Consider the following 23461-nt stretch of genomic DNA (forward strand, 5'->3'; position numbering starts at 1 on the left):
GTGATTAAGTTAATTTATACCTTTTATAAAGGGTTAATCGATTCGACTGCTGTAATTCAATATGGTAGAAATGTAAAGAATCGAGAAAGAAATATTGAGCTATATCAAAAATTCTCTACTCGGAAAGGTTTACGCTTTCTCCCATCTTTACTTTTAAAAGAAATTATGAAAAGGAAAGTGAAAAAAATAAACTTCCCATTTTCAGAAATTATATATGCAGGGCATACACAAAATAACATAAAAGAATTTGAATGCTTTTATGAATGGTGTAAGGGTATTTTGGATGAAAATGATGCGGTTCAAAATTTAAATAATATTGTAATTGCAGAAAATATCGGTAATTTTAAAAGGAAGGATAAAAGTATTATAATTAATGCTGTCTTTTCAGTAGTTGTTTTTATAGCCTTTCTTACTAATAAGATAGTGCTAAATCAAACATCATTAACTTATGCTCTTGAATATACCAGAAATTTTTTGAAATATTATAAGACCATCAAAGCTCAAAAGGGATGCTTGCCAACGTTGCTGATTGTTTCTAATGATCACAATCCAAACTATGTAGCTGTATCTAGAGTTTTTAAATTATTTGGTGTAAAAAGAGTTTACCTGCAACATGCTGCAGTATCAGAGATATTTCCAAAGCTAGACTTTGATTATGCTGTATTAATGAATGAAAACAGTAAACAAACATACAATAAAATTGGTAAATCAAAAGCGGAAATTTTTACACTTTCTCGATTAAAAGAATCAACTAAAATAGTAGATAAGAAATATGATGAAGATGAGTTAATTAATGTTTGCCTTTTACCAACATCTATTCCTTCAATATCAAACTTAAATGAAATTATTGAAGAGCTAGAAAAAAACACAAATGTTAATAATATCTATATAAAACACCATCCACGATTTAATGAAATTGACAAAATCAATCAGGCCGCATTAGTCGTTAGTAATTTAGATACAGTAAAGAATAATAGACTTATTTGTATCGCAGGGAATACAACAGCTGCATTAGATTACGCTTTGCAAGGAGAGGAAGTTTACCAGTGTTTTGCAATGGATGATATCCAGGCGGATTATTATGGCTTTATCCATAAGCAAATATGTAAGGAATTAAAAACTGCTGAACTAAATTCAAAATTTTGGCAATCCAACTTTAATGCTCCTGTTGATAAGCTTAAAGAATACTGTCCGCTTCTTGCTGGGACACAAGAGTATAATTTACATCAGTTAAGAGATTCGATCGCAACTGAATTGGAAGGTTCTACAAGATTGAATAAACAAGTGCTTGCTGAAAAATCTGATAAATTCAAAGCTATGAATAATGAAATTTTAGCTATGTTTAATAGTATGTCAATTGACGATAGAAGTGCTGTAATTCATGCAATGAAGGAGTCTGATGCTATTACTTTTGATGAGACGACAGTATTAAATTATTTGCTTAGCAAAAATTGATAGTTTATAAATTATTTAGAGAGTTAAAATAGCTTGTTTAAGAAAATCATGTCAATATTAAAGCCAGCTAATTTTTTTAATCATGTTTTTGTTGATGATATTGATGGCGCAATCAATGTTTCCTTAACTACACATCTATCTTTGTGTAGACAGAAAAAGTACTATTTAGATGTTATTGGTCTCTTTAGGTTAAAAGCTATTAAAAGGAGTTATAGGCAAAATAACTATAATGAACTTATAGATTTAGTTAACAATAATATTGGTTTCTTAATTAGAGCTAAAAGGTCTGAAGATATATTACTTGCTGCTTTAGCAGAATCAAATGAGTTACAACGAATCAAGTTCATGTTAGTCGCTGTACTAGCCGATTCAACATGCTTAAACAAGGTAACTTTTTCTATATTACTTTCAAAGCTAGATGATAAAAGTACCTTTTTAAAGTCATTAAAAGCAATGACAGATAAATGCCCTGAACTTAATAATCTTCAGCGTTATGTTATTAGCGTTTATTTAGATTATAAGGTGGTCGAAAATAGAGCTGTACTTGATATTGATAATTTAAAGATAAATCAAAAGGTTTTTCTTTATTATATCGAATCTAGGCTAGAAGAACTTGTGGAAATATATAATCATGGCCAATTTGATAACTTATCTAAAAGTAGTGTTAATTATATTTTTGAGGCAGCAGTTAAATTAAAAGATTTTAACTGTGCCAGCAAGTTATTACATGATTTCAAAGAAAAGCTGTCAAATAAAAATATTAATGAATATTGGTTTACTAAAGGAGAACTTGTCGAAGGGTTTCGTTCCATGCGTAAGCGAGATATGTCATTTGTATTAAGAAAAATTCTCAAAGAGAAATATATTCAAAAACTTAGCTCTATAGATGAGAGTGATTCATTGCTTGTACTTGCCTCTTGGGGGCCTGGTGATGATATTCGTTACTCATCAAAATTTTCTGCTATCAAAATTGCCCATCCAAATGTGACTTTTTCATGCGAACCGAGGTTATTCTCACTCTTTTCAAGAGTCTATCGAGATATTGATATTATACCTGTGGCTCGCACGAAACGTATTATGTATGAAAATTCATCTGACTTTAGCCATGAGTTGCACCATAAAATTCATCATGTACTTGATAAACACGGTGTTGACCTTTTGTCTAAATATGACAAAGTCACGTTGATTTCAGATGTAATATCTGATTTTGTCGATTTAGATAAATATGCACAAAATTTAGAAAATAATCTTGAGTTTATAGACTTAAAAACTGCTAAAGTCATCAATTCTTTTATCAATGACTTGAAAGAGAAACAAAGGCCTATCATAGGTATTTGTTGGCGTAGTATGGTTCAGAGTCATTCAAGGAATTCACACTACTATAATCTCGAAGATTTATCTGAATTATTTAAACTTCAAAACTGTATTTTCATATCTTTGCAGTATGATGATTGCTTTGATGAAGTTGAAAAAATTAGAGAATTATATTCAACTGAAATCTATATTCCACCAATTGATCAATTAAATGACTTTGAGTCCGTGTTGTACTTGATGAAAAATATGGATCTTGTTATCTCTGCTGGTACTGCAGTGCTTGAAATTGCTGGATTATCAGGTACGGAAACACTTGCTCTAATAAATAGTGAATCACAGAGATATAGAATTAAAGGTAATAAAGACATATGGTTTCCAAATATAAGCTATATACCAGACTGTATAGAGATGGATAAAGTAGAGCTTATTTCTAAACTTGCAGACTCAATCAAAAATATTCATCTTGGTAGCAACTAACAACAGCAAAATTCATTGTCTTGTTTTTAATTAATTGTTGTGTGACAATGTTAGATGAATAAATTACAAAGTTATGTGAGTCAAAGATGTCAAAAAGAATTATTACGTTCGGAACTTTTGATGTGTTTCATATTGGTCATATCAATATTTTAGAGCGCTGTGCATCGCTTGGTGATACTCTAATTGTTGGAATTTCAAGTGATCAGCTAAACTTTTCAAAAAAAAATCGCAACCCTATTTACGATCAAGAAAGTCGAATGAAGATTGTTCAGTCGCTAAAGTTTGTTGATGAGGTGTTTATTGAGCATTCTTTAGAAAGAAAGCGTGAATATATTGAATTCTATCGTGCTGATGTTCTAGCTATGGGAGACGATTGGAAAGGTAAGTTTGATGAATTCAATGATATCTGTGAAGTTGTTTACTTCCCAAGGACACCCTCTATATCAACTACAGAAATTATTGAAATAGCTAAGAAGTTTTAGATGATAAATGTTAAAAGGTTGATCTCAAAGTTTATTGGTAACTGTATTGATCCCCTCTGGCCAAAAGAGAAAAAAAGTATCACACTTTTTGCTTCTACAGGAGTTATGGATGGTAATTTAGTATGCATAAATGCCTATCTTAAGTACTATTATCCAGATATGAAAATAAATGTAATCCTGGGTAAAAATAAGAGTGGTTTACAATCTGATTTAAAAAACTTAAAGCATCTTTTATCATCATCGATTTTGATTGTAGATCATGCCATTCCAAGGTTTTTAACAAATAGAAAGCGGAAAATATATAATGTATGGCATGGTATTCCATTAAAAACCATACGTTATTTTGATGGTAAACGCTTTACGGATTCGTTTCTTGAGTTTGAATCAAATAATTTAGATGGACTTGTTTGTTCCTCCATGTTGGATATGGCTGTAATGTCAGCTTGCTTTCAGGTGCCGCCTAACCGTTGTATTCTTTCTGGGTTACCTCGTAATGATCTGTTGTTCCAAGAACAATTAGAATGGTTTTCGGACAGCACTGACGAGTTACTTAAAACAAGGTTAAACGGGCGGAAACTTATCTCTTGGATGCCTACATACCGTGGGACTTGGCATGAATTTAATGAGATCGTAGCTTTTTCTCATGACGAAGAAAAGGCATTATGTGAGTTTCTAGAGCGAAATAATGCGGTGTTTGGAATTAGGGCACATAAGTTTAGTCAAATTCAACCTTTACCACTTTTAGCTGAGAAGGGATTGTTAGTCGATTTAAATGACTATGATTTGACTAATTCGGTATTGAAGCAAACTGATATTCTTATAACAGATTATTCAAGTGTTTGGATTGATTATGCTCTAGTGTCATCAAGTATTTGTCTTTATCTTTTTGATGAAAAGGAATATGATGATGAACGTGGAACGATTTATCCTCTTGAATCAGTTTTTCCCGGGAAGATGACACATAATTTTCCAGAATTATTGCATTCATTGACATCTTTGATTGATGAAAGTAATGAAAACACTCCTATAGCGTCAGATCTTTTTTTCAAACATGTTGATAACAATAATACTAAAAGATTTGTTGAATATATTATTAATAATCAGTGAACACACTATGTATTGTGATAATGACTGATAAGGTCTGTGTTGAAAATAAGTTTATGAATGATTTTAAAATTAAAAAAAAGTTTGGAGTAGTAAAGTCTCGATTGGTTGACTTCTTTTTAATGTTTACACAGCTTTACTCTTTTTTTCGAAGCACTGTTAATTTACATATACTTCCTGCATCTATAATAATGTTGCTTTGTAAGTTTCTAAACATGGTAGTAATGTTTATTCCGTTGAAACTTCTTTTTGTTTTATCTGGTACTAAAAATATTACTGCATTAGAACAAATAGAATTGACAGTAGGTAGAAATACTTATGTAATTATGATGATAGCTCTTGTTGTTTTTCTTTATTTGTTTAACACAGGTTTGCAAGTATATAAAGGAAAGCTCATTAACAATGAACTTAAAAAAGTTGAGGTTAAAGCGTTTAATGTTAGAGGAAAATCAATTCCTTATAAAGTAATAAAACGTACTTTCCCCACATATTGTCAAGTCTTATCAGATATAATGCTTGTTGTTTTTATAACTTGTTTACTTTTTATTGTAAATATGCCTTATGCACTGTATTTTTCTTGTGTAACTGGTTTATATTTTATTATTGTCGAGTATTGGGCTTTTTCAGATCATGAGACAAGGTTATTACGTAAGTTACATATAGATAATAAACAATTCATACATGCTTTTTCAGGGTTGTTCTACCTTGTAATGTTTATTGGTATTGCCATTGTTGTTTTAGTGAGCCAAATCAATGTGCTAATAGCTATTATGATGCTACTCCTTGCTCGTTTGGCAAATGGCTCACTTAAATCTTTCTTTATTGGTCAGCTCTCTTTACGTTTTAACTATCTTTCTTAGTTCTTCTTTCATCCATTTACCTATGTCCTGAGCATGTGAAGGCATGTTTAGGGCATTTGCTTTCTCTCCAGCGACATTGTTACTTCCGATTTCTAACATATCGGTGATAGAGGTTATCTCTTTACCCCATGTCATTTCATCATAGCTAAATGAAAAGCCAACTTCTCTTTTATAAATCTCTTTATCATATGGAATGAAACCAACTGGTTTGTTCAGCATAGCATAGTCACAATATATACTTGAGTAGTCAGTGAACAATGTATCAAATTGGTCTAAGTATTCAGTAATATCTGGAGCTTTCGTCGAGTCCAGGTTAATCACGTGTGGACTTAGGTAATCCTCTAAGTTAATTTCAAATTTTGGGTGCAGCCTTAAAAAAATAATAGTATTATTTTCTGATAACTGTTGTTCTAATTTTTCTCTGTCATAATCATCAAAAGGAAATAGTTTAACATCGCTGTAAGGGCGCCATGTTGGACAGTATAAGAAATATTTAGTTTCTCCTTTTTGTTGATGACTATTGACGAAGTCAGATTTTCCTTTTGTCATTGAGTCTAGGCGGGGTTGCCTTGCTACTAAAACTTGATCTTGTTTTACACCAAATGCTTTGCCAATGTAGTCTGCAAAAAACTCAGAGGGGCTTAAGTAATAGCTAATGTTGGTGCTCATTAATTTATAATACACTTTTTTGAGTAATCCTGCAGATTGATCCATTAGCCCGATGTTTTTTATCGGTGTGCCATGGCCAAGCTGAATAACCAATCGGTTGTAGTTCATGAATAACCCACTGATAGGAGCATCCATAGTACTCATGATCCAACAACTAGCTTGTAGAATATAAACCTTCTGCTTGATTCCCTTTGTTGATATGAAATAATCCCCAAACTCTTGCGTCAGCTTATCTTTTTTTTCATTATCATTGATAATGAACTTTACATGATAGCCTGCTTGCTCAAATTTATCTTTATGATTGATAAATAGATATTTTGAATTAAACGTAAAGTCTTTATTAACAGTTGAATTGAGAATAATCCTTTTCTTTCTTTTACCAAAGATAAAAAAGAAGGAAAGAAAAATGCCAGAGGCTGCATCTGCAAACCGTTGTAGAAAAAATTTATTTTTGTTTTTAATCGACCACATGATTACCACCAATTCACTTGATATACTAATATACCACAGATCATAAAGTATTGAGAGAGAAGCCTTTGAAAAGGGTATTGGTAACCGGTGGCAATGGTTTTATTGGAAAGCAATTAGTTGCAGCATTACAGCATGATTTTTCTGTAAGAGCATCAGTTCGTGAACATAATGATAGTAGTTATGATGCATTTCAAGATTCAACCGATGTCGTCGCTACTGGAAATATCTCCGACATAACAGATTGGAGTGAGGCACTCACAGGGGTTGATGTGGTTATTCATTTAGCTGCAAGGGCACATGTATTGGCTGAGAATTCTCACTCGCCGCTTGATTTGTTTAGAGACGTTAATTGTAAAGCGGCATTGCATCTTTTCCGCGAGGCGGCCAATCAAGGTGTCAGACGTTTTGTTTTTGTCAGTAGTATTGGTGTGAATGGTAATGCGACTTACGGGACACCATTTAACGAGCAGCAGATACCAGCTCCTATCTCTGATTATGCGATTTCAAAATACGAGGCTGAGCAGCAACTCACTCTTGAAGCTAAAAAGTTAGGGATTGAATTAGTTATTGTTCGCCCTGCCTTGGTGTATGGTAAAAATGCACCGGGTAATATAGCAAGGTTAACTAAACTGGCTTCGGCTTTGCCAATTCTCCCATTTGGTGCCGTAAACAACAGAAAAAGCTTTATTTCTGTGAAAAACTTGGTCTCATTGTTGAAGATATGCGCTACTCATCCTGCGGCTGCAGGCGAAGTGTTCTTGGCTGCTGATAGCCATCCTATTTCTACTAAACGATTGGTTGATGCGTTAGCTGAAGCTGCTGGTGATAAAACGATTCAGTTACCAATCCCTGTGGGGGTTATGCGTATTGCTGCGAAATTGTTGGGGAAGGGTGCGATAGCGAATCAGCTTTTTGATGATCTCGAAGTTGATAATAGTAAGGCCAAAGAACTACTTGGATGGGAACCTAGTGAGGGTCTTCATTCAACACTGAAGTAAAAATCATCATGATGATGCATACATCCACTTTGAATGTATGCATCAAGGCTTCATCGCCGAAAAATATAAAGTGTTATATTTTTAGCAGTTTCGAATCACGGAAAAGGTGATCGTAGATTTCACCTTCAGGCTGATAGCCCGTAGGGGTTTGAAGCAGTATATCCCGGATTTTCTGTAGATCTGTCGAGTGGCAGGCGCTATCAAGATCTCTTAGTACATCTTCCATTTCCGACCAACTCAGTTTGTCTTCACTCGCTGACATAATCTTCGGGTGTTCTGTTCCTGTTACATTATTGCCAATCAGTAACTCTTCATAGAGTTTTTCGCCAGGACGAAGACCGGTGAAGCGGATCTCAATATCCCCATCGCACTTTTCATTTTTCTTTTCCGTTAAGCCCATTAGCTGAACCATTCGTTTGGCAAGGTCGAGAATCTTGACCGGTTCATCCATATTAAGTACGAAAACCTGGCCGTTATGGCCAATGGCACCTGCTTGAATAACCAGTTGGGCCGCTTCGGGGATCAGCATAAAATAGCGTGTAATATCAGGGTGAGTAACGGTAACTGGACCACCACTTTTTATTTGTTCACGGAATAGCGGCACAACCGAACCTGATGAGCCAAGCACGTTACCAAAACGCACCATGGTAAATGTTGTATTGCTGCTAGCATCAGCCAAAGCTTGCAGCACGAGCTCTGCCATTCGCTTGCTAGCCCCCATAACATTGGTAGGGCGAACGGCTTTATCCGTTGAGATCAGGACAAAATTACTGACACCTGACTTCATTGCGGCTTCGGCTGTAAACCAAGTGCCAAAAATATTGTTTCGTATACCTTCGATAGTGTTGTGCTCAACAATAGGTACATGTTTATAGGCAGCTGCATGGTAAACAGTGTCTATTTGGTAGTTGATCATCAGGTTTTGCAGTCGGTTTTTATGTTGTACCGATCCTAGGGCTGCAATAATGGGGATCTCTTGGTTAGTGAACTTGAGAAACTGTTGCAACTCTCGTTCAATGTTATAGAGGTTATACTCATTGAGTTCGAACAGTAGGATCAATTTAGGTTTTCTTTTAATTATCTGCCTGCAAAGTTCAGAACCAATAGAGCCCCCGGCACCTGTAACCATCACGGCTTTTGACTCAATACAAGCTTTCATCAAGTGCTCTTGAGGTTCAACGCTGTTGCGGCCTAGAAGGTCTGCAATATCGAGATCCTTGATTTCCGTCAAGCTTGATTTACCTGACGCAATATCTTCGACAGAAGGGACAGACTGAATTTCAATTGGCCAGTTAGAGAGCTTATCCAGTATTCTTAAACGCTCGCCCTTACTGATGTTGTTGATGGCTAATAGCAATTTAACAGGGCGATAAAGGCTGTTCAGTTTTTCAAACTCACTGCTATGGTAGACTTTTAAGCCATAGATAATGTTGCCGCACTTCAATTTGTTATCGTCGAGTATAGCCACTGGGTGGTATTCTGAGCCTTGGCGTAAAGCGTAGGCAAGCTCACGGCCAGTAGACCCTGCTCCGTAAATCAGAACATGGGGTTTACCTTTTCTGTAATATCGATCGAAATACATTCTGATCATTACCCGGGGAGCCCCGAGGAAAAAAATGGCTAAGCCTGCATAAATAGCGGGCACACTGCGGTGAATATAAGAATGGGTATAGAAACTTGAAATAGCTAGCGCAAAGGCAGAAAGAATAACGGCAAGGGCGATGTGACCCAAAGCCGGGACAATCATATAGCGTAACACTGCTCTGTATAGCCCCAGTTTGGAAAATACCAGCACGGTTACAGCAACAGTCAAGACAAAACTGGTCACTTCTTCTGGACCAAAGGGAATGGTCATTTTCCCAGTTCGCAGTGCGATAGCAAGGTAAAGGGCGAAGTTAATAGCAACAATATCATATAAAACAGTGACTAGGCGCTTGGTTATACGTTTTGCGCTAAAAAGACTTAAAACTGGCTGAAACATGATTGATACCCTGAAGATAGTGTGTTCATTCTAATCGCTCACTACACACTGATCTAGCTGTTCAAAGGACTTTAAGAACTTGTTGCTTAAAATATGCGCTATGTTCTTACTTGCACTTGTTCCTGGTCATCTTTAGACTTGCTCCTTCAACTTTTTGGGGACAAACATAATGCAATCTCGTTTATACCGGTATTTGGATTTATCTTTCGCCTTATGCGGGCTAGTCTGCCTATCTCCGGTATTTGTCATTGTTTATCTCCTCGGTAAGCGTGATACCGGTCAACCTATCTTCCGCCAGGAGCGGGTCGGCAAAAATCAGCAGCCTTTTACCTTGGTGAAGTTCCGCACCATGCCGGTCGAAACGGCTTCGGTGGCTACGCATTTAGTGGACGCCACCTCGGTGACCAAGCTGGGTGCGTTCTTGCGCAAGACCAAATTGGATGAATTGCCGCAGCTGATCAATGTGGTGAAAGGGGAGATGAGTTTGGTCGGTCCGCGTCCTTGTTTGTTCAACCAAGTGGAATTGATTGAAGCGCGTCAGCAGCGAGGTGTGCTTGATGTATTGCCAGGGATCACCGGTTTAGCCCAGATCAACGGGGTAGATATGTCGACCCCGGTTAAACTGGCTGAGATGGATAGCGAAATGATCCAGACTTTTAACTTGAAAGCGTACTTTGCCTATATCCTCCAGACCGCGATTGGCCGTGGGGCAGGGGATAGGGTCAAAAGCCGAAATACCTGATCGTAACGTCATAACCTTGTTCCAATACAACGATGCATCATAACAACGACGATATTATCGCGATTTTTAATCGCTGCTTTCTTGAAAGCCATAACACTGAATTGATCCTCGGTGGCGACGAGCCCATTTACCTTCCTGCCGATGAGGGGAACCCCCACCACAGGGTGATCTTTGCCCGTGGGTATTTTGCCTCAGCACTGCATGAGATCGCCCACTGGTGTATCGCGGGCCCACAGCGCCGTTTGCTGGAGGACTATGGCTATTGGTATGAGCCAGATGGCCGTACTGCTGAAGTGCAAGTTGAGTTTGAAAAAGTGGAGATAAAACCCCAAGCATTGGAGTGGATCTTGGCTGCCAGCTGTGGTTTTCGCTTTCAGGTCAGCTGTGATAACCTGAGCGGCAACTGTGAGCCTGACAGAGCCGGTTTTACCCGCAAGGTCCGTGAGCAAGTGCTTATTTATCTAGAAGACGGTATACCAGCTCGAGCAAAGCACTTGTCAGAAGCATTACGGAGCCATTATGGCATAGCGCCATTGGCTCCAGTGATGTTTGTTTAATGGCCGCCAATAGCCAATAGCCAATAGCCCGGAAAAAGACATGATCCAGCAATACGAAGAAAAATTGTTAACCTTGATTGACCTGATGGTCGAAACAGCCTCGGACGATGAACTGTTCGCGGGCGGTTACCTACGTGGCCACATTTCCCTTTCTGCGGCAAACTGTGAATTGGAAGGGGAATCGAGCATTGACGCGATGGATGCCAAGGTGGAAGAGAGCATGGCAGATGCGCAGTCTGAGCTAAATCCGGCCGACCAGATGATTGTGAAAGATATGTGGGCGCAATTGCAACAACAGGCTCGATAACCTCAATCGAGATAATCAAATTCATATAAAACGGCACCTAGTATAGGTGCCGTTTTTGTTTGATTCGTCATGCTATACGAACATTGTAGCAATTAACTAGAGTTAATTATTGGTGTTTAAGTACTTGCGTTTATAGTCCGATGAGCGAGCAAAAACGATGGTCGGCAGCACAACAAATAACAAGCCTGCAGCAAAAATCAGGTTCTCGTTTGCCAGTAGCTGGTAGCAGCTGACGATAAATATTGCCAGTATCGCCAACAGGTTGGTGTAATGCATCAATGGGTGGTTCACTGAAAAGTGAGCATAGGCCCTGAACATGCTCTTATCCTCTTCTTATCTTCTGTCGTAAAAAATTATGAAATATGTGATAGTGATTGACATGAAAAAGGGATAAAAAATTGATTAGATCCTTTGTTCCCGTCAAAAAAATGATTTTTAATTTTTTGCTGTCAATCTATTGACAATCTTGTTATTTACTTATGATAGCTGATCTTCAGGATGCATGTTGGTCACCGAAAAAAATTTATGCTCAATGTCACAGAATTGAGACGACCAAATTAAATTTAACCTTAAATAATATGTGTCAAAGCGAATATAGTAATTAATAATCAATCACTTAGCATAACTAATTGAACAGTAAAAATGTCTAATATTGCAATGGAAAGTGCCTTGTTAGAAAGACAGTTAAGGTGCTTTTCTGCCCTCTAAGCTGATATTCAAACGAAAAACTAATGCAATAAGTCAACGCTGAGTCAGTATGTTGACGCTTGGCGAAATTTGTCTCAATCCACTCTAAAACCCAACCTATTTGTCTCATCAATCAAAACACTCCTACGAAATTATTGAGTATATTCGACACTCGGAGACCAGAACTCACGTGCGTATAGCCCCAGCTATTTGCACATGACTTTTCTTTGAGAAATTGAGCTAGTAAAAAAGCCCTACCTATTTTCTAGGCAGGGCTTAGTCTTAATACATTAGTAACTCACAATTACAGTCCCACAGTCCCACAGTCCCACAGTCCCACAGTCCCACAGTCCCACAGTCCCACAGTCCCACAGGACCTTAGGGCCATAGAACCGCTCTTACTGCGGCTTTCGCCCATACCATGGCGAGCGCGCATCGGTCACACTGTACAGCTCGTACTTGCGGTTCAGCATCTGGCCGCCATCGCGGGTCAGTGGTAGCCACGAAATCGTTGCCCGGTTGGTACTCGGTTTCACCGTCATCACATCAAACGGAATCGACAGGTAGAAACCCTTGTTGTAGCTTCCCTCACCAAATTCATCCGCAGAAAGGTTGGTTTGGGCGACAAAGGCCCCGGCAATCACACCGCTGTCGAACTGTTTGGAGAAGTCGACAGTTACCCCGTAGTCTTCCGTCAGGTACTGACCGGCACTGACCTTAAATAAGGTATTCGGCAACCATTCCCACTGTGGTTGGTAGTACAGGGTCGCATGACCCGTCGGCGCGCCGGTTTGCACACGGTAGTTACGGTTGGTGATCGGATCAAACTGTACCTCTTCGGTGAAGAAGCCGAACTGGCTATCCGGATCACGCTGAACCACATAGTTTAAATCGACACCCATGGCCCAGTTGCTATTTTGCGGGCGGTAAAGCACTTCACCACCGACACCACCGAACATCATCTCCAGGTAACCGCCGTACGCTTGGGCATACCAGTTATCACTCAGACGATCCATCCAGGTCAGCTGGAGGTTATCCATCCGTACTGGGTTGTCATTGATATACTGGCGTACCAGGGTACGGACACGTTTCAAATCAGTACCATCAGGCGGTACATCATAAAGGAACTTGTCGTAGTTATCATAGATGTTGAAGTAAAGCGAGCCGCCCAGTTCGAAGTTATCATTTAGCCAGTAGTTAGCTCCGGCAGTCACACCGATATTGAATAGGTAGAAGTTCTCTGAGCCACCAATAGATTGCTGCCATACCGGAGCAAAGTTGATATCCCAATCCTTATTGGACTTGGCATACAGCTGACCTTCTGGGCCTATAGGTTCGCCAACGGTAGTCGCATCGCTCACTTCTGGGGCGAAATACTCGACATTGGCTACTTTGGCAAACTGCTCAGGATCGAATACCGTTTCGGTCATCGGCTGTCGGTTGGCTGTTTCGATGATCTTGTAGTTTTCAACATCCAAGTTTTGATTGGCAAGGATTGTACCTGCACGCTCGTGGGCTTCATCGCGATTTCGGTATTTTGTCTGCGGCGCTACCACGGTAATGGACTTGTCATCGGCATACAGGCGAGGGTCTTCATACCCAGCGAGTTGATGTAAATCTTGGGCAAGTTGTTCCCACTCTTGGCCCGATAGTTCATCGGCTGGCTTCTTATCCTCACCCGATCGTTGTTGATAGTCAGGCGCAGGGTTGTTGTACCAGTTGGCTTTGAGGTCATTGAAATTGGTATGGAGATTAAAGCCGAACGTCCAGGTGGTACCGCGCTCATAACTTAAACGTAAATCACCCCAGTTCCCAAGTTTGTAGAGGGCACCATAGTTGAGCTTGCTGTCTTGAGACATATCAATGCCAGCTCGGGTAACAGGGAAGTCACTTTCGTAATCATTGCCGTCATACTCAACTTTCAGCCGCAGAGGTGCCCAAGGGCTTTGGTATTCAACCCCACCGAATACGGCGCTACAGCCGGTAAACCAACGGTCGAAGTCGACGCTACCACCAGCCCCCCTATACCCGGTATTACGGCCACAGTCATTGCTTTGGGTTTTATCACCGCTCAAGTTAGCGCTATTACCAAGATAGCCCCAGCCTACACCAAGAGTAAAATCGAACGGGCCTATGTGTTTGCTAGCGGCAATGTATTCACCATCAAACAGACCGGTACCGCCAAAATCACGTACACCAATCGAGGTTTCAGGTAGCCAATAACTTTCTTCAAGCAAGCGAATCTTAAAGTCAATGCCCTTGTCGGTGTACTTAGTATCACCACTGAAGTTCGGGTCGTTACTGTAGAGTAAGTCTTGCACCAAGGTATAGCGAATAGTGGTTTCCAGCCAAGGCATCAATTGTAGCGATACCGTGTAGTGGTGGTATTCGTCATTGAAGGTACCCGCGACATTGATTTCGCCTTCACGAGCTACACGGCCTGAAGGCATTTGAATCAAGCCCACACCGCCAAAGTCTGTTTGCGAAGGTGTAAATGCCGGATAATCAAAGTCATCGGCTTGGGCATGGAATATAGGCAGTAGGGCTATAGCGATTGCTGACAGCCGATAGGCTGTCAATTTGTTATATGGTTGGGCCTTGCCAGAAATAGATTCTGAAAAGGTAGTGTCTACAGCAGGTTTCATTACAGCGCCTTATTCCTTAGCAAGTTGATGATCTCATCATTGAGTGATTGATAGCCAGCAGGTAAGTTGTCAAAACCTAAGTAGATGATGGCACCAGGTGCGATATCCTTGTGGCCTTTATTCCAATAGGCAATAGGGTGTTGCTCGGTAACGCCGTCTGGCTGAATAACCGTAGCTATACTGTTGTTACCAAAAGAGGTAGTGCCAACTTGCTTTAAGTACTGACGTGCATTTGTACGTGTCATCCATGGCTGCTCAGAATTGTGTTGTACGGCACCTAGGACCCATACTGAGTTAGGGCGTGAGGGTAATACAAGGTCCATAGGCTCAGTAATAAGTGGATTAGATGCTTTATTAATGCGTACTAAGTCGTAATCAATAGGGGTAAATATACGCTCACCAATCTCAAATTGATTAAGCTGAGTCGCCAGTTGCTGAAAAGGGGCTTTTTCATCAGAGTCAACCAACTCTGAAGCCTTGAATAGCTGCTTGATGACAAGAGCTTTGTCAGGGTGCGGGAAGCGATTATATAGCCCAGCGCCAGTCCAATAAATTGATTGATTGGTATTTTGTTGAGCTGTCGGTAATAAAGAAATGTTTGCAATAGTGTCTGCTAGCACTTGTTCAAGTCGCACCGCTTGCGGGTAGTTGAGCTGTAGGTGCTCAGCCTGTTGATGGCTGTTAAACACCTCAATGGTAAAATCGGATGACGAAATTACCCTGCTGCTTTCATGCGCCGCGACATGTGACGTGAAAATTAGGGCTGAGCAAAGAGTCAGCGCAATAGAGGATCTGGACAGCATAATCTTTATTAATCTTAATAATGAATTAACCATTTTCACTTCCTTATGCAAATGGCTTCAAAACGGTAAGCTCAATGTACGGTAAACTCGGCGCTGGCTTTTGGCGAGTCTTAATTACTTGACCATTAACCGGTGAGAGCCAGTACTCATTTTGGTAAGACATATTGAGCTTTTCTACCGAAACCGTTTCGACAAAGTACAACACATCGATAGGCTTTTCATTCACCATGATGACCTGCTTACCTTGAGCCTCAAATTGCGATAGGGCCTGATAGCCATAGTGATAGCCAGGCTGCCAATCCAGGGTGTATTGCCAATGGGTTGGTGTAGCTGGCTTATGTAACCCTAATGCGAGGGGATCCGTAAAATGACTTTCAACGCCGACTACATTGCCATGCGGTAGATTTAAGGTTTTTACCAAACGGCCAGCTTGAGTGACCAGCATTCCTTTGTCAGAAGAAAGCCACTTCAGAAGAGGCTTAGAAGAGCTAGCTGTCTTTGTGTTGGTGCTATGGCCGAAATGTGGTGATTCTTCAGCTAATGCTAATACCATGAATGCTTGTGGGCCGTCTTCTATTCGCGCATAGAGGCTTGCATAGGGTAGTTGATCAATATCTGCCGCGTTGAGGGCGGCGTCGTCTTCACCCAAGAAAGCTAAGCTCATGGTGTCGTTAACGTCTTTAAAGTTCTGGCTGCAACCGGAAGTAAGGGACACAAAGGCGGTAAGAGCAATTAGGGCAAACGAAGACCACAAGGGTCTTACTCGGTCAAAGTCCATGAAAAAGTGTTACTCCCTAAAAAGTGTACTGACAGTAATCAAAATACAAAACGCGAAGGTGTGATTAAAGAAAATAACCGCACGGAAGTGCGGTTATGAGTATGTGCTTGCAGTTTTTGTGTAAGTTACTTAGCTAATTTTCAATTAGCCTTGTGCTGCTGATACTGTTGTAGTGTTGTTGTTGCTACCACCAGAACTTGCTGCGGCGACACCTGCAACCGCAACAGCTGAAGCTACCGCAACCGTTGTGGCGGTGATACCGCCAGCTGCAGCAGCTGTCGCGCCAGCTGTGCCAGCTGCTGCGCCAGAAGTTGCAGTCGTAGTTGTAGCTGTGGTTGCTGCTGTTGAAGAGGCACCTGTCCCACCTGTAGCACCAGCTGTAGAACCAGTTTCAGTGGCAGCGAATGCCGTGCTTGCCATTGATAAGGCAGCAAGTAGCGCTAATGTTTTTTTCATCCCATTCCCTTACATGTTATCGAGAGTTTATAAAAAGGTTTCATAAAAAAACCTAAAACAAGCATTAGTTGCTCTCTATGCAATGATATGGTGATTAACGGAATTCCGCAATGCATCTAGATAATTGTCATAAAAGAGTTTTCTTTTTTTCTTAAGATCGGAAGTGTAATTAAGAGAGGTTGTTCCCAATAATCATTGATGGTCTGCTGATGAGAACATCCAAAGAGTGTTTTAGATGTGCTACATGCCATTTAAAGGTTTTATAATGTTTTTGAAAGGTTCTGAATTGGAGTTAAGACCTTTAAAAACAACAGTATAAACAGAATTTCTTAAGTTTTTTTGAAATTAAGCTACAAAATTCATATTCCTATCAAAAGTGATTCGTTGTAAAATGCCTGACACTTTTTTATGGTTACCTCTAATTGTTGAAGCAAGAGATAACACTCAAGCTGCCCTCTAAGGCAAAACAGCATAAAAAAGCTCCAAAATTGAAAATCTACGGTCATTGGGAGCCATAACCTAAGGGCGGTAGCATGTCCAAATGCTAGTCAAACAGTTTGAGTTGTTAAACTCTTTCAGGTTGTTGTTCGTCGGTTTATCTAAGGCTTTGCATTCGAACAATCAGAAGGGACAAGATCCCCCACGGTAGTTGTACATTTACCTGATTACTTCTTTTTGTCGGGTAGCCGATGCTAACTACTCCCTTATCTTTACATTGACCTTCTTATAGGTCGTTGTTTTAATTTATACGTATAAACAAATATGCATTTCACTAAGAAGCTTCTAATCAGCACAATGGCGACGGCCATGCTGGCGGGTTGTACAGTGCCTGGTTCACATTTGAGCATAGATAACAAAAATGTTGTCTCAACCGGTGATGAACAAGAATTGTCGCAACAAATTAATGTTTATCCTCTGACAGCTAGTCAAGTAAATCAGTTCAAGTCTCCAAGGGTATACTCGCAAACCAATGCTGCTCTTGATGCAGAAATTGCTCGGTATCAGTACCGTATTGGTCCAGGTGATATTCTTAATATCACTATTTGGGATCATCCTGAACTAACTATTCCAGCCGGGTCTTACCGAAGTTCAGCAGAAGCAGGCAACTGGGTACATGCAGACGGTACTATTTTTTATCCTTATATTGGTACAGTCAAAGTTGAAGGTAAGACTGTTACTGAAGTTCGTGCGGTTATTGCCAAGCGCTTGGCAGAATTCATAGAAAGCCCTCAAGTAGATGTCAATGTTGCCTCATTTCGTTCGCAGAAAACATACATCACTGGTGAAGTGAACAAGCCGGGTCAGCAGCCAGTCACTAATGTCCCTCTAACATTACTCGATGCTGTGAATGCTGCTGGTGGATTGGCTGCAGAAGCAGATTGGCGAAATGTAACCTTGACCCGAAATGGTATTGAAGAAAGTCTATCTCTTTATGCATTGATGCAACGTGGTGACTTAACACAAAATCGTTTATTACGTCCTGGAGATATTGTTCATGTTCCTCGTAATGACAACCAGAAAGTTTTTGTCATGGGGGAAGTTAATGACCCACAATTACTCAAGATTGACCGTTCAGGTATGAGCTTGACTGAAGCATTGAGTAATGTGGGAGGTATAAATCAGCTTACAGCAGACGCAACAGGCGTTTTCGTGATCCGTAGTGTTATGGATAATAAAACTCAGCATAATAAAGTAATTGCTGATGTTTTTCAGCTTAACATTCAAGATGCATCTGCACTTGTAATTGGTACTGAATTTGATCTTCAACCGTACGATATTGTGTATGTTACAGCAGCTCCAATTAGTCGCTGGAATCGTGTGATGACACAATTACTTCCAACGATAAGTGGCTTTAATGATTTGACAGAAGGCGCACTTCGCGTTCGTAATTGGCCATAGGGGCTTGCGAGCTTAAACTACAATTTAATTAATTAACTCTTGGAAAATTATGAGCGTTCCTCACAACATACAAATTAGACAGGACTCAGATGACATCGATCTGAGAAAGCTGTTTGGAATTTTGCTTGATAATCGATGGATGATTATCTCTATAACCTTTATATTTTCTTTGTTGGGAGTTGCTTATGCTTTATTAGCAACACCTATTTATAAAGCAGATGCATTAATTCAAGTTGAACAAAAAAGCTCCGGGATGCCAGCTCTTGGTGATATGGCTGAGTTGTTTGCGAGTGAGTCGTCAGCAACAACCGAAATTGAAATAATAAAATCAAGAATGATTTTAGGCAAAACCGTCGATAAGTTAAACCTGACAACTATAGTAACCCCAAAACACTTTCCAATTGTAGGAAGGGGGGTGAGTAGAATATTAGGTGAGAATAAAGGATTAAAAATATCACATTTTATTATTCCAGATGATGTTATTGAGCCAGATTTCAATCTTAAAGTTGTAGATGAAAATGTTGGAAAATATAATCTTATTGATAGTGAAAATAACACCATACTGAGTGGTGTTGCTGGGAAGTTAATAACTCAGTCAGGTTATAGTATATTTGTAGATAGCATTAATGCTAAAGATGGCGATGATTTTAGTGTCGCTAAAAGCAGTCGACTAGATGCGATTCAGCTTTTACAAAAAAACCTCTCTGTTAGTGAGCGAGGTAAGCAAACGGGTATTCTCCAGCTTAGTTATATTGGAGAAAATCGTAGTGAAATTGAAAACATCTTGAATGATATTAGTTATAATTATTTCTTACAAAATGTAGAGAGAAACTCAGCCGAAGCGGAAAGTAGTTTACAATTTCTAAGTACTCATTTACCTGCTATAAAAGAGCAATTAACAGCCTCTGAAAACACACTAAATAAATTCAGACAAGAAAATGAATCAATAGATTTAGGGCTTGAAGCTAAATCAACTCTAGATGTAATGGTGACAATTGAAGCGCAACTGAATGAGTTAACATTTAAAGAAAGTGAAATATCACAGCGCTTTACTAAAGAGCATCCAGCATATGTTGCTTTGTTAGATAAGCGAAGAACTTTACTTGGTGAACGGGAGCGTTTGAATCGTCAAATTCAAAAATTACCTCAAACTCAGCGAGAAGTTTTAAGAATGACTCGTGATGTCGAAGTAAATCAGCAGATTTATGTTCAGCTACTTAATAAAGTACAAGAGTTAAATATTTTAAAGGCTAGCACCGTAGGCAACGTGAGAATCTTAGATGAGGCAAAGTCTTTCACTCACGCAGTGCAGCCGAAAAAAACAATGATTGTTATATTGATAACAATTGTTGGTGGAATGTTAGCCGTTGCGATATCTATTTTACGCTCAGTATTTCATCAAGGTGTAGAAAATCCAGATGAAATTGAAGCAATTGGTTTGCCGGTATATGCAAGTATTCCGATGTCAGATTGGCAAGTCGAGCTTGAAAAAAAACAAATCAATAAGAAAAAACTGACGGTGCAAGATACTTTATTAGCTGTTTCCAATCCTGCCGATTTATCTATTGAAGCGTTACGAAGTCTACGTACTAGCCTGCATTTTGCTATGATGGAAGCAAAAAACAATATTTTAATGATATCAGGGCCAAGCCCGGGTATAGGGAAATCATTTGTTTCGGCCAACATGGCTGCAGTTATTGCTAAATCTGGTTCAAAAGTTTTAGTAATAGATGCTGATATGCGTAAGGGGCGTATGGATAAGCAAATGGCTGTTAGCCCAAAACCTGGGCTATCAGAGTACTTAAGTGGACAGGTGAATGTTGATAATTTAGTTAAAAAACCAGGTGTCGAAGGTATGGACTTTATCGGACACGGTGAAGTTCCTCCTAATCCATCTGAGTTGTTAATGCACCCGCGTTTTTCCGTATTAATGGATTGGGCATCAAAAAATTACGATATTGTAATTGTTGATACACCACCAATTTTGGCGGTAACTGATCCTGCCATTGTTGGTGCCCATGCAGGCACAGCATTACTTGTAGGGCGCTTCGGTCAAAATGCCGTTAAAGAAATTGAAGTAACTAAGCAGCGATTTGAACAAAATGGTATTGAGATTAAAGGTTTTATCCTTAACGCAGTAGTGAAAAAGGCAAGTAATTACTATGGTGGAAACTATGGTTATTATAACTATAGCTATAGTGAATCAAAATAGTTAAAAATAAGACAAATATTTATATAGGCACCAAATTGGTGCCTATATTTTATGAAGAATAAATTTGAATATTAGTAAACTAGGATTTAATGATGACAAAAAAACGTGTTCTCACGATTTTTGGTACTCGACCAGAAGCAATAAAAATGGCTCCATTAGTACATTCTCTAGCTGGTGACGACCGTTTAGAAGCAAAAGTGTGCGTAACAGCTCAGCACCGAGAGATGTTAGATCAGGTTCTTGAGCTTTTTGATATTAAGCCAGATTATGACCTAAATTTAATGAAAGCAGGGCAAACATTAAATGAAGTAACCGCTAGAATATTATTAGAGCTTAAACCTGTACTGCAAGAGTTTAAGCCAGATGTAGTTCTCGTTCACGGTGATACAGCTACCACATTTGCTGCAAGTTTAGCTGCATACTATGAGCAAATTGCGGTTGGTCACGTGGAAGCCGGTCTTCGCACAGGTGATATATACTCACCATGGCCTGAAGAAGCGAATCGAAAACTTACTGGGGCTTTGACGAGATATCATTTCGCCCCAACTGAAACCTCAAAAGAAAACCTGTTGAATGAAAACTACGACGAACAGAGTATTTCAGTTACTGGTAATACGGTGATTGATGCTTTACTAATGGTCAAAGCAAAAATTGATAATAATGCCGATTTAAATGCAACTTTAGCAGCACAATTCCCATTCCTAGATAATAAAAAAAAGCTTATTTTGGTCACCGGCCACCGTCGTGAAAGTTTCGGTGGAGGTTTTGAAAGAATCTGCCAGGCTCTAGCAGATACAGCAAAGACACACCCAGATTGTCAGATTCTATATCCAGTACACTTGAACCCAAATGTTCGAGAGCCTGTAAATCGCATATTATCAGGCATTAGTAATATTTATTTGATTGAACCACAGCAGTATTTACCGTTTATTTATTTGATGAATCGTTCTCATATTATTTTGACTGACTCTGGTGGTATTCAGGAAGAGGCACCATCTCTTGGTAAACCAGTTTTAGTAATGCGTGATACGACTGAAAGACCAGAAGCTGTAGCAGCGGGAACTGTAAAACTAGTTGGTACAGATATAGAGAGAATTGTAGTTGAATTAGATTCGCTTTTGAACAATGATGAGGCTTACAAAGCAATGAGCTATGCACATAATCCGTACGGTGATGGCAAAGCATGTGAAAGAATTATTCAATCTATACTGAGTGAAAGAAATCAGTAAATTAAGTAAAGAAGTTAACAAATGTCTTTTGCATTAAATAAACTAATTTCAACTGATGATAAGAAACGATTAGTATCAAACTTTTTTGCATTATCATCAATTCAAGCATGTAACTATATTTTGCCATTAATTACGCTTCCTTATTTGGTTAAAACATTAGGTGCAAGTAATTTTGGTGCTTTGGCTTTTGCGACAGCAATTTGCGCATATTTTATTATTATTACAAACTATGGATTTAACCTTTCCGCGACGAAAGAGATATCATTAAACAGAAGTAATAAGGATAAAGTTAATGAGATTTATAGCTCAGTGATGACTGTTAAATTGGTATTGTTGCTGTTCTGTTTCATTATTCTTGTAGTTCTTGTGAGTTTATTTGATAGGTTTAGTGTGAACCGAGAGGTATATTATTTTACTTTTGGTACTGTAATCGCACAGTGGTTATTACCAGTTTGGCTTTTCCAAGGAATGGAAAAGATGAAGTACATTACCTATTTGAATATAACTTCGAAGCTGATTTTTACGTTATCAATATTTGTTTTTATAAAAAGTTCTAGTGATTTTTATTTGGTCCCCGTCTTAAATTCAATGGGTGGTATTTTTTCAGGATGTGTCTCAGTAATTATCGCGTATAAAAAATTTGATATTAAATTCACAATGCAGCCTTTAAGTACGTTAAAAAAATATTTTGTAAGTGGAAAAGATATTTTTGGTGTTTCAGCCTTAAGCAACATATTGTCATCAAGTAGTATCGTAATACTCGGTATGTTCATTTCAGATGCTGCGTTAGGGTATTATTCAGCCATAGAAAAGCTGGTAAAAGCAGTTTTGTCATTATTTACACCGATTACACAGGCTTTATTTCCATTTTCTGCTAGAGCATTGAAGCGTTCAGAGAGGGAAGGTGTTATCATATTAAGAAAACTTACCTTTGTAATAACCTTCATGGCTATTATTGTATTAACATTTTTGAATGTGTTTGCTAAAGATGTAATACTATTATTGTTCTCAGAAGAGTTTGTTGGGTATTCACATCTAATTCTACTCTTTACACCGTGGTTTATACTTGGCTTAGTTAATAATATGGTTGGTATACAATACTTAATCAATGTTGGTAGAGGGAATTTATACTTTAGATCGTTTTTAGTTGCATCTAGTGCTAGTATATTTTGTTATTTTTCACTTACACCTTTCTTTAGTTACTACGGTGTGTTGTTAGGTATGAATGTTGGTGAGGTGGTATTATTCTTGACAATGATGAAAATGATATTAAGTAAAGAATTTAAGAATAAAATTAACGTATATGAGAATTAATAAAAACGAATTGTTTATTAT

20 protein-coding genes are annotated in these 23461 nt (G+C 38.8%); 13 read left to right on the forward strand and 7 right to left on the reverse strand.

The window, feature by feature from the left end; all coding sequences use genetic code 11:
* The 5 genes from ACXAGQ_RS11115 (at window position 1) to ACXAGQ_RS11135 (ending at window position 5692) form a co-directional block, all read left to right on the forward strand.
* Window positions 1–1455 carry a hypothetical protein gene (locus ACXAGQ_RS11115; protein WP_475253928.1) on the forward strand — a complete coding sequence of 485 codons (1455 nt, stop codon included), beginning with the start codon at window positions 1–3 and terminating at the stop codon, window positions 1453–1455.
* A 48-nt stretch (window positions 1456–1503) separates the two neighbouring features.
* Window positions 1504–3246, forward strand: coding sequence for a hypothetical protein (locus ACXAGQ_RS11120; protein WP_475253929.1), 1743 nt, complete (start codon window positions 1504–1506; stop codon window positions 3244–3246).
* 86 nt (window positions 3247–3332) lie between these two features.
* Complete coding sequence (locus ACXAGQ_RS11125) at window positions 3333–3728, forward strand: FAD synthase family protein (RefSeq protein ID WP_475253930.1); 396 nt, start codon at window positions 3333–3335, stop codon at window positions 3726–3728.
* A complete protein-coding gene (locus tag ACXAGQ_RS11130; protein ID WP_475253931.1) occupies window positions 3729–4835 on the forward strand; it encodes a CDP-glycerol glycerophosphotransferase family protein in 1107 nt (368 codons plus the stop codon).
* A 20-nt stretch (window positions 4836–4855) separates the two neighbouring features.
* Window positions 4856–5692 (forward strand): hypothetical protein, encoded by an 837-nt coding sequence (locus ACXAGQ_RS11135; RefSeq protein ID WP_475253932.1) that lies wholly within the window; start codon window positions 4856–4858, stop codon window positions 5690–5692.
* Here ACXAGQ_RS11135 and ACXAGQ_RS11140 read toward each other — a convergent pair.
* A complete protein-coding gene (locus ACXAGQ_RS11140; RefSeq protein WP_475253933.1) occupies window positions 5669–6832 on the reverse strand; it encodes a CDP-glycerol glycerophosphotransferase family protein in 1164 nt (387 codons plus the stop codon). The two genes, ACXAGQ_RS11135 and ACXAGQ_RS11140, sit on opposite strands and share 24 nt — an antisense overlap.
* Window positions 6833–6897: 65 nt before the next feature.
* On the opposite strand from ACXAGQ_RS11140, the gene ACXAGQ_RS11145 reads away from it, so the two are divergent.
* Complete coding sequence (locus ACXAGQ_RS11145) at window positions 6898–7830, forward strand: NAD-dependent epimerase/dehydratase family protein (RefSeq protein ID WP_475253934.1); 933 nt, start codon at window positions 6898–6900, stop codon at window positions 7828–7830.
* Between the two features lie 73 nt (window positions 7831–7903).
* Here ACXAGQ_RS11145 and ACXAGQ_RS11150 read toward each other — a convergent pair whose 3' ends face one another.
* Window positions 7904–9811, reverse strand: coding sequence for a polysaccharide biosynthesis protein (locus ACXAGQ_RS11150; RefSeq protein WP_475253935.1), 1908 nt, complete (start codon window positions 9809–9811; stop codon window positions 7904–7906).
* Between the two features lie 169 nt (window positions 9812–9980).
* Between ACXAGQ_RS11150 and ACXAGQ_RS11155 the strand changes: the two genes are divergently transcribed.
* Genes ACXAGQ_RS11155 through ACXAGQ_RS11165 form a run of 3 tightly spaced genes read left to right on the forward strand, consistent with a single transcriptional unit; the run spans window position 9981 to window position 11417 of the window.
* Window positions 9981–10553, forward strand: coding sequence for a sugar transferase (locus tag ACXAGQ_RS11155; protein WP_475253936.1), 573 nt, complete (start codon window positions 9981–9983; stop codon window positions 10551–10553).
* A gap of 32 nt (window positions 10554–10585) precedes the next feature.
* On the forward strand, window positions 10586–11110 hold the full coding sequence (locus tag ACXAGQ_RS11160; RefSeq protein ID WP_475253937.1) for an elongation factor P hydroxylase: 525 nt from the start codon (window positions 10586–10588) through the stop codon (window positions 11108–11110).
* A gap of 40 nt (window positions 11111–11150) precedes the next feature.
* Complete coding sequence (locus tag ACXAGQ_RS11165) at window positions 11151–11417, forward strand: YfcL family protein (RefSeq protein WP_475253938.1); 267 nt, start codon at window positions 11151–11153, stop codon at window positions 11415–11417.
* A 102-nt stretch (window positions 11418–11519) separates the two neighbouring features.
* On the opposite strand, the gene ACXAGQ_RS11170 is transcribed toward ACXAGQ_RS11165, so the two are convergent.
* From ACXAGQ_RS11170 to ACXAGQ_RS11190, 5 genes are all read right to left on the reverse strand, one after another.
* Window positions 11520–11735 (reverse strand): hypothetical protein, encoded by a 216-nt coding sequence (locus tag ACXAGQ_RS11170; protein ID WP_475253939.1) that lies wholly within the window; start codon window positions 11733–11735, stop codon window positions 11520–11522.
* Between the two features lie 767 nt (window positions 11736–12502).
* Window positions 12503–14749 carry a YjbH domain-containing protein gene (locus tag ACXAGQ_RS11175; protein WP_475253940.1) on the reverse strand — a complete coding sequence of 749 codons (2247 nt, stop codon included), beginning with the start codon at window positions 14747–14749 and terminating at the stop codon, window positions 12503–12505.
* Entirely contained in the window at window positions 14749–15585 is an 837-nt protein-coding gene (locus ACXAGQ_RS11180) for a capsule biosynthesis GfcC family protein (RefSeq protein WP_475253941.1), read from the reverse strand. The genes ACXAGQ_RS11175 and ACXAGQ_RS11180 overlap by 1 nt, the downstream gene beginning before the upstream one ends.
* A gap of 10 nt (window positions 15586–15595) precedes the next feature.
* Window positions 15596–16330 carry a YjbF family lipoprotein gene (locus tag ACXAGQ_RS11185; protein ID WP_475253942.1) on the reverse strand — a complete coding sequence of 245 codons (735 nt, stop codon included), beginning with the start codon at window positions 16328–16330 and terminating at the stop codon, window positions 15596–15598.
* A gap of 144 nt (window positions 16331–16474) precedes the next feature.
* Window positions 16475–16786: a hypothetical protein gene (locus ACXAGQ_RS11190; protein WP_107351399.1), complete on the reverse strand. Its 312-nt coding sequence runs from the start codon at window positions 16784–16786 to the stop codon at window positions 16475–16477.
* Between the two features lie 762 nt (window positions 16787–17548).
* Here ACXAGQ_RS11190 and ACXAGQ_RS11195 point away from each other — a divergent pair.
* The 4 genes from ACXAGQ_RS11195 (at window position 17549) to ACXAGQ_RS11210 (ending at window position 23440) form a co-directional block, all read left to right on the forward strand.
* Window positions 17549–18685: a polysaccharide export protein gene (locus ACXAGQ_RS11195; protein ID WP_475253943.1), complete on the forward strand. Its 1137-nt coding sequence runs from the start codon at window positions 17549–17551 to the stop codon at window positions 18683–18685.
* Between the two features lie 49 nt (window positions 18686–18734).
* On the forward strand, window positions 18735–20897 hold the full coding sequence (locus ACXAGQ_RS11200; RefSeq protein ID WP_475253944.1) for a polysaccharide biosynthesis tyrosine autokinase: 2163 nt from the start codon (window positions 18735–18737) through the stop codon (window positions 20895–20897).
* A 92-nt stretch (window positions 20898–20989) separates the two neighbouring features.
* The gene (gene wecB / locus ACXAGQ_RS11205) at window positions 20990–22126 is read left to right on the forward strand and encodes a non-hydrolyzing UDP-N-acetylglucosamine 2-epimerase (RefSeq protein ID WP_475253945.1); all 1137 of its coding nucleotides are present in this window, start codon (window positions 20990–20992) and stop codon (window positions 22124–22126) included.
* A 21-nt stretch (window positions 22127–22147) separates the two neighbouring features.
* Complete coding sequence (locus tag ACXAGQ_RS11210) at window positions 22148–23440, forward strand: oligosaccharide flippase family protein (RefSeq protein WP_475253946.1); 1293 nt, start codon at window positions 22148–22150, stop codon at window positions 23438–23440.
* Window positions 23441–23461: the final 21 nt, after the last annotated feature.

This window comes from Photobacterium sp. ABD4_091 (assembly GCF_056160145.1).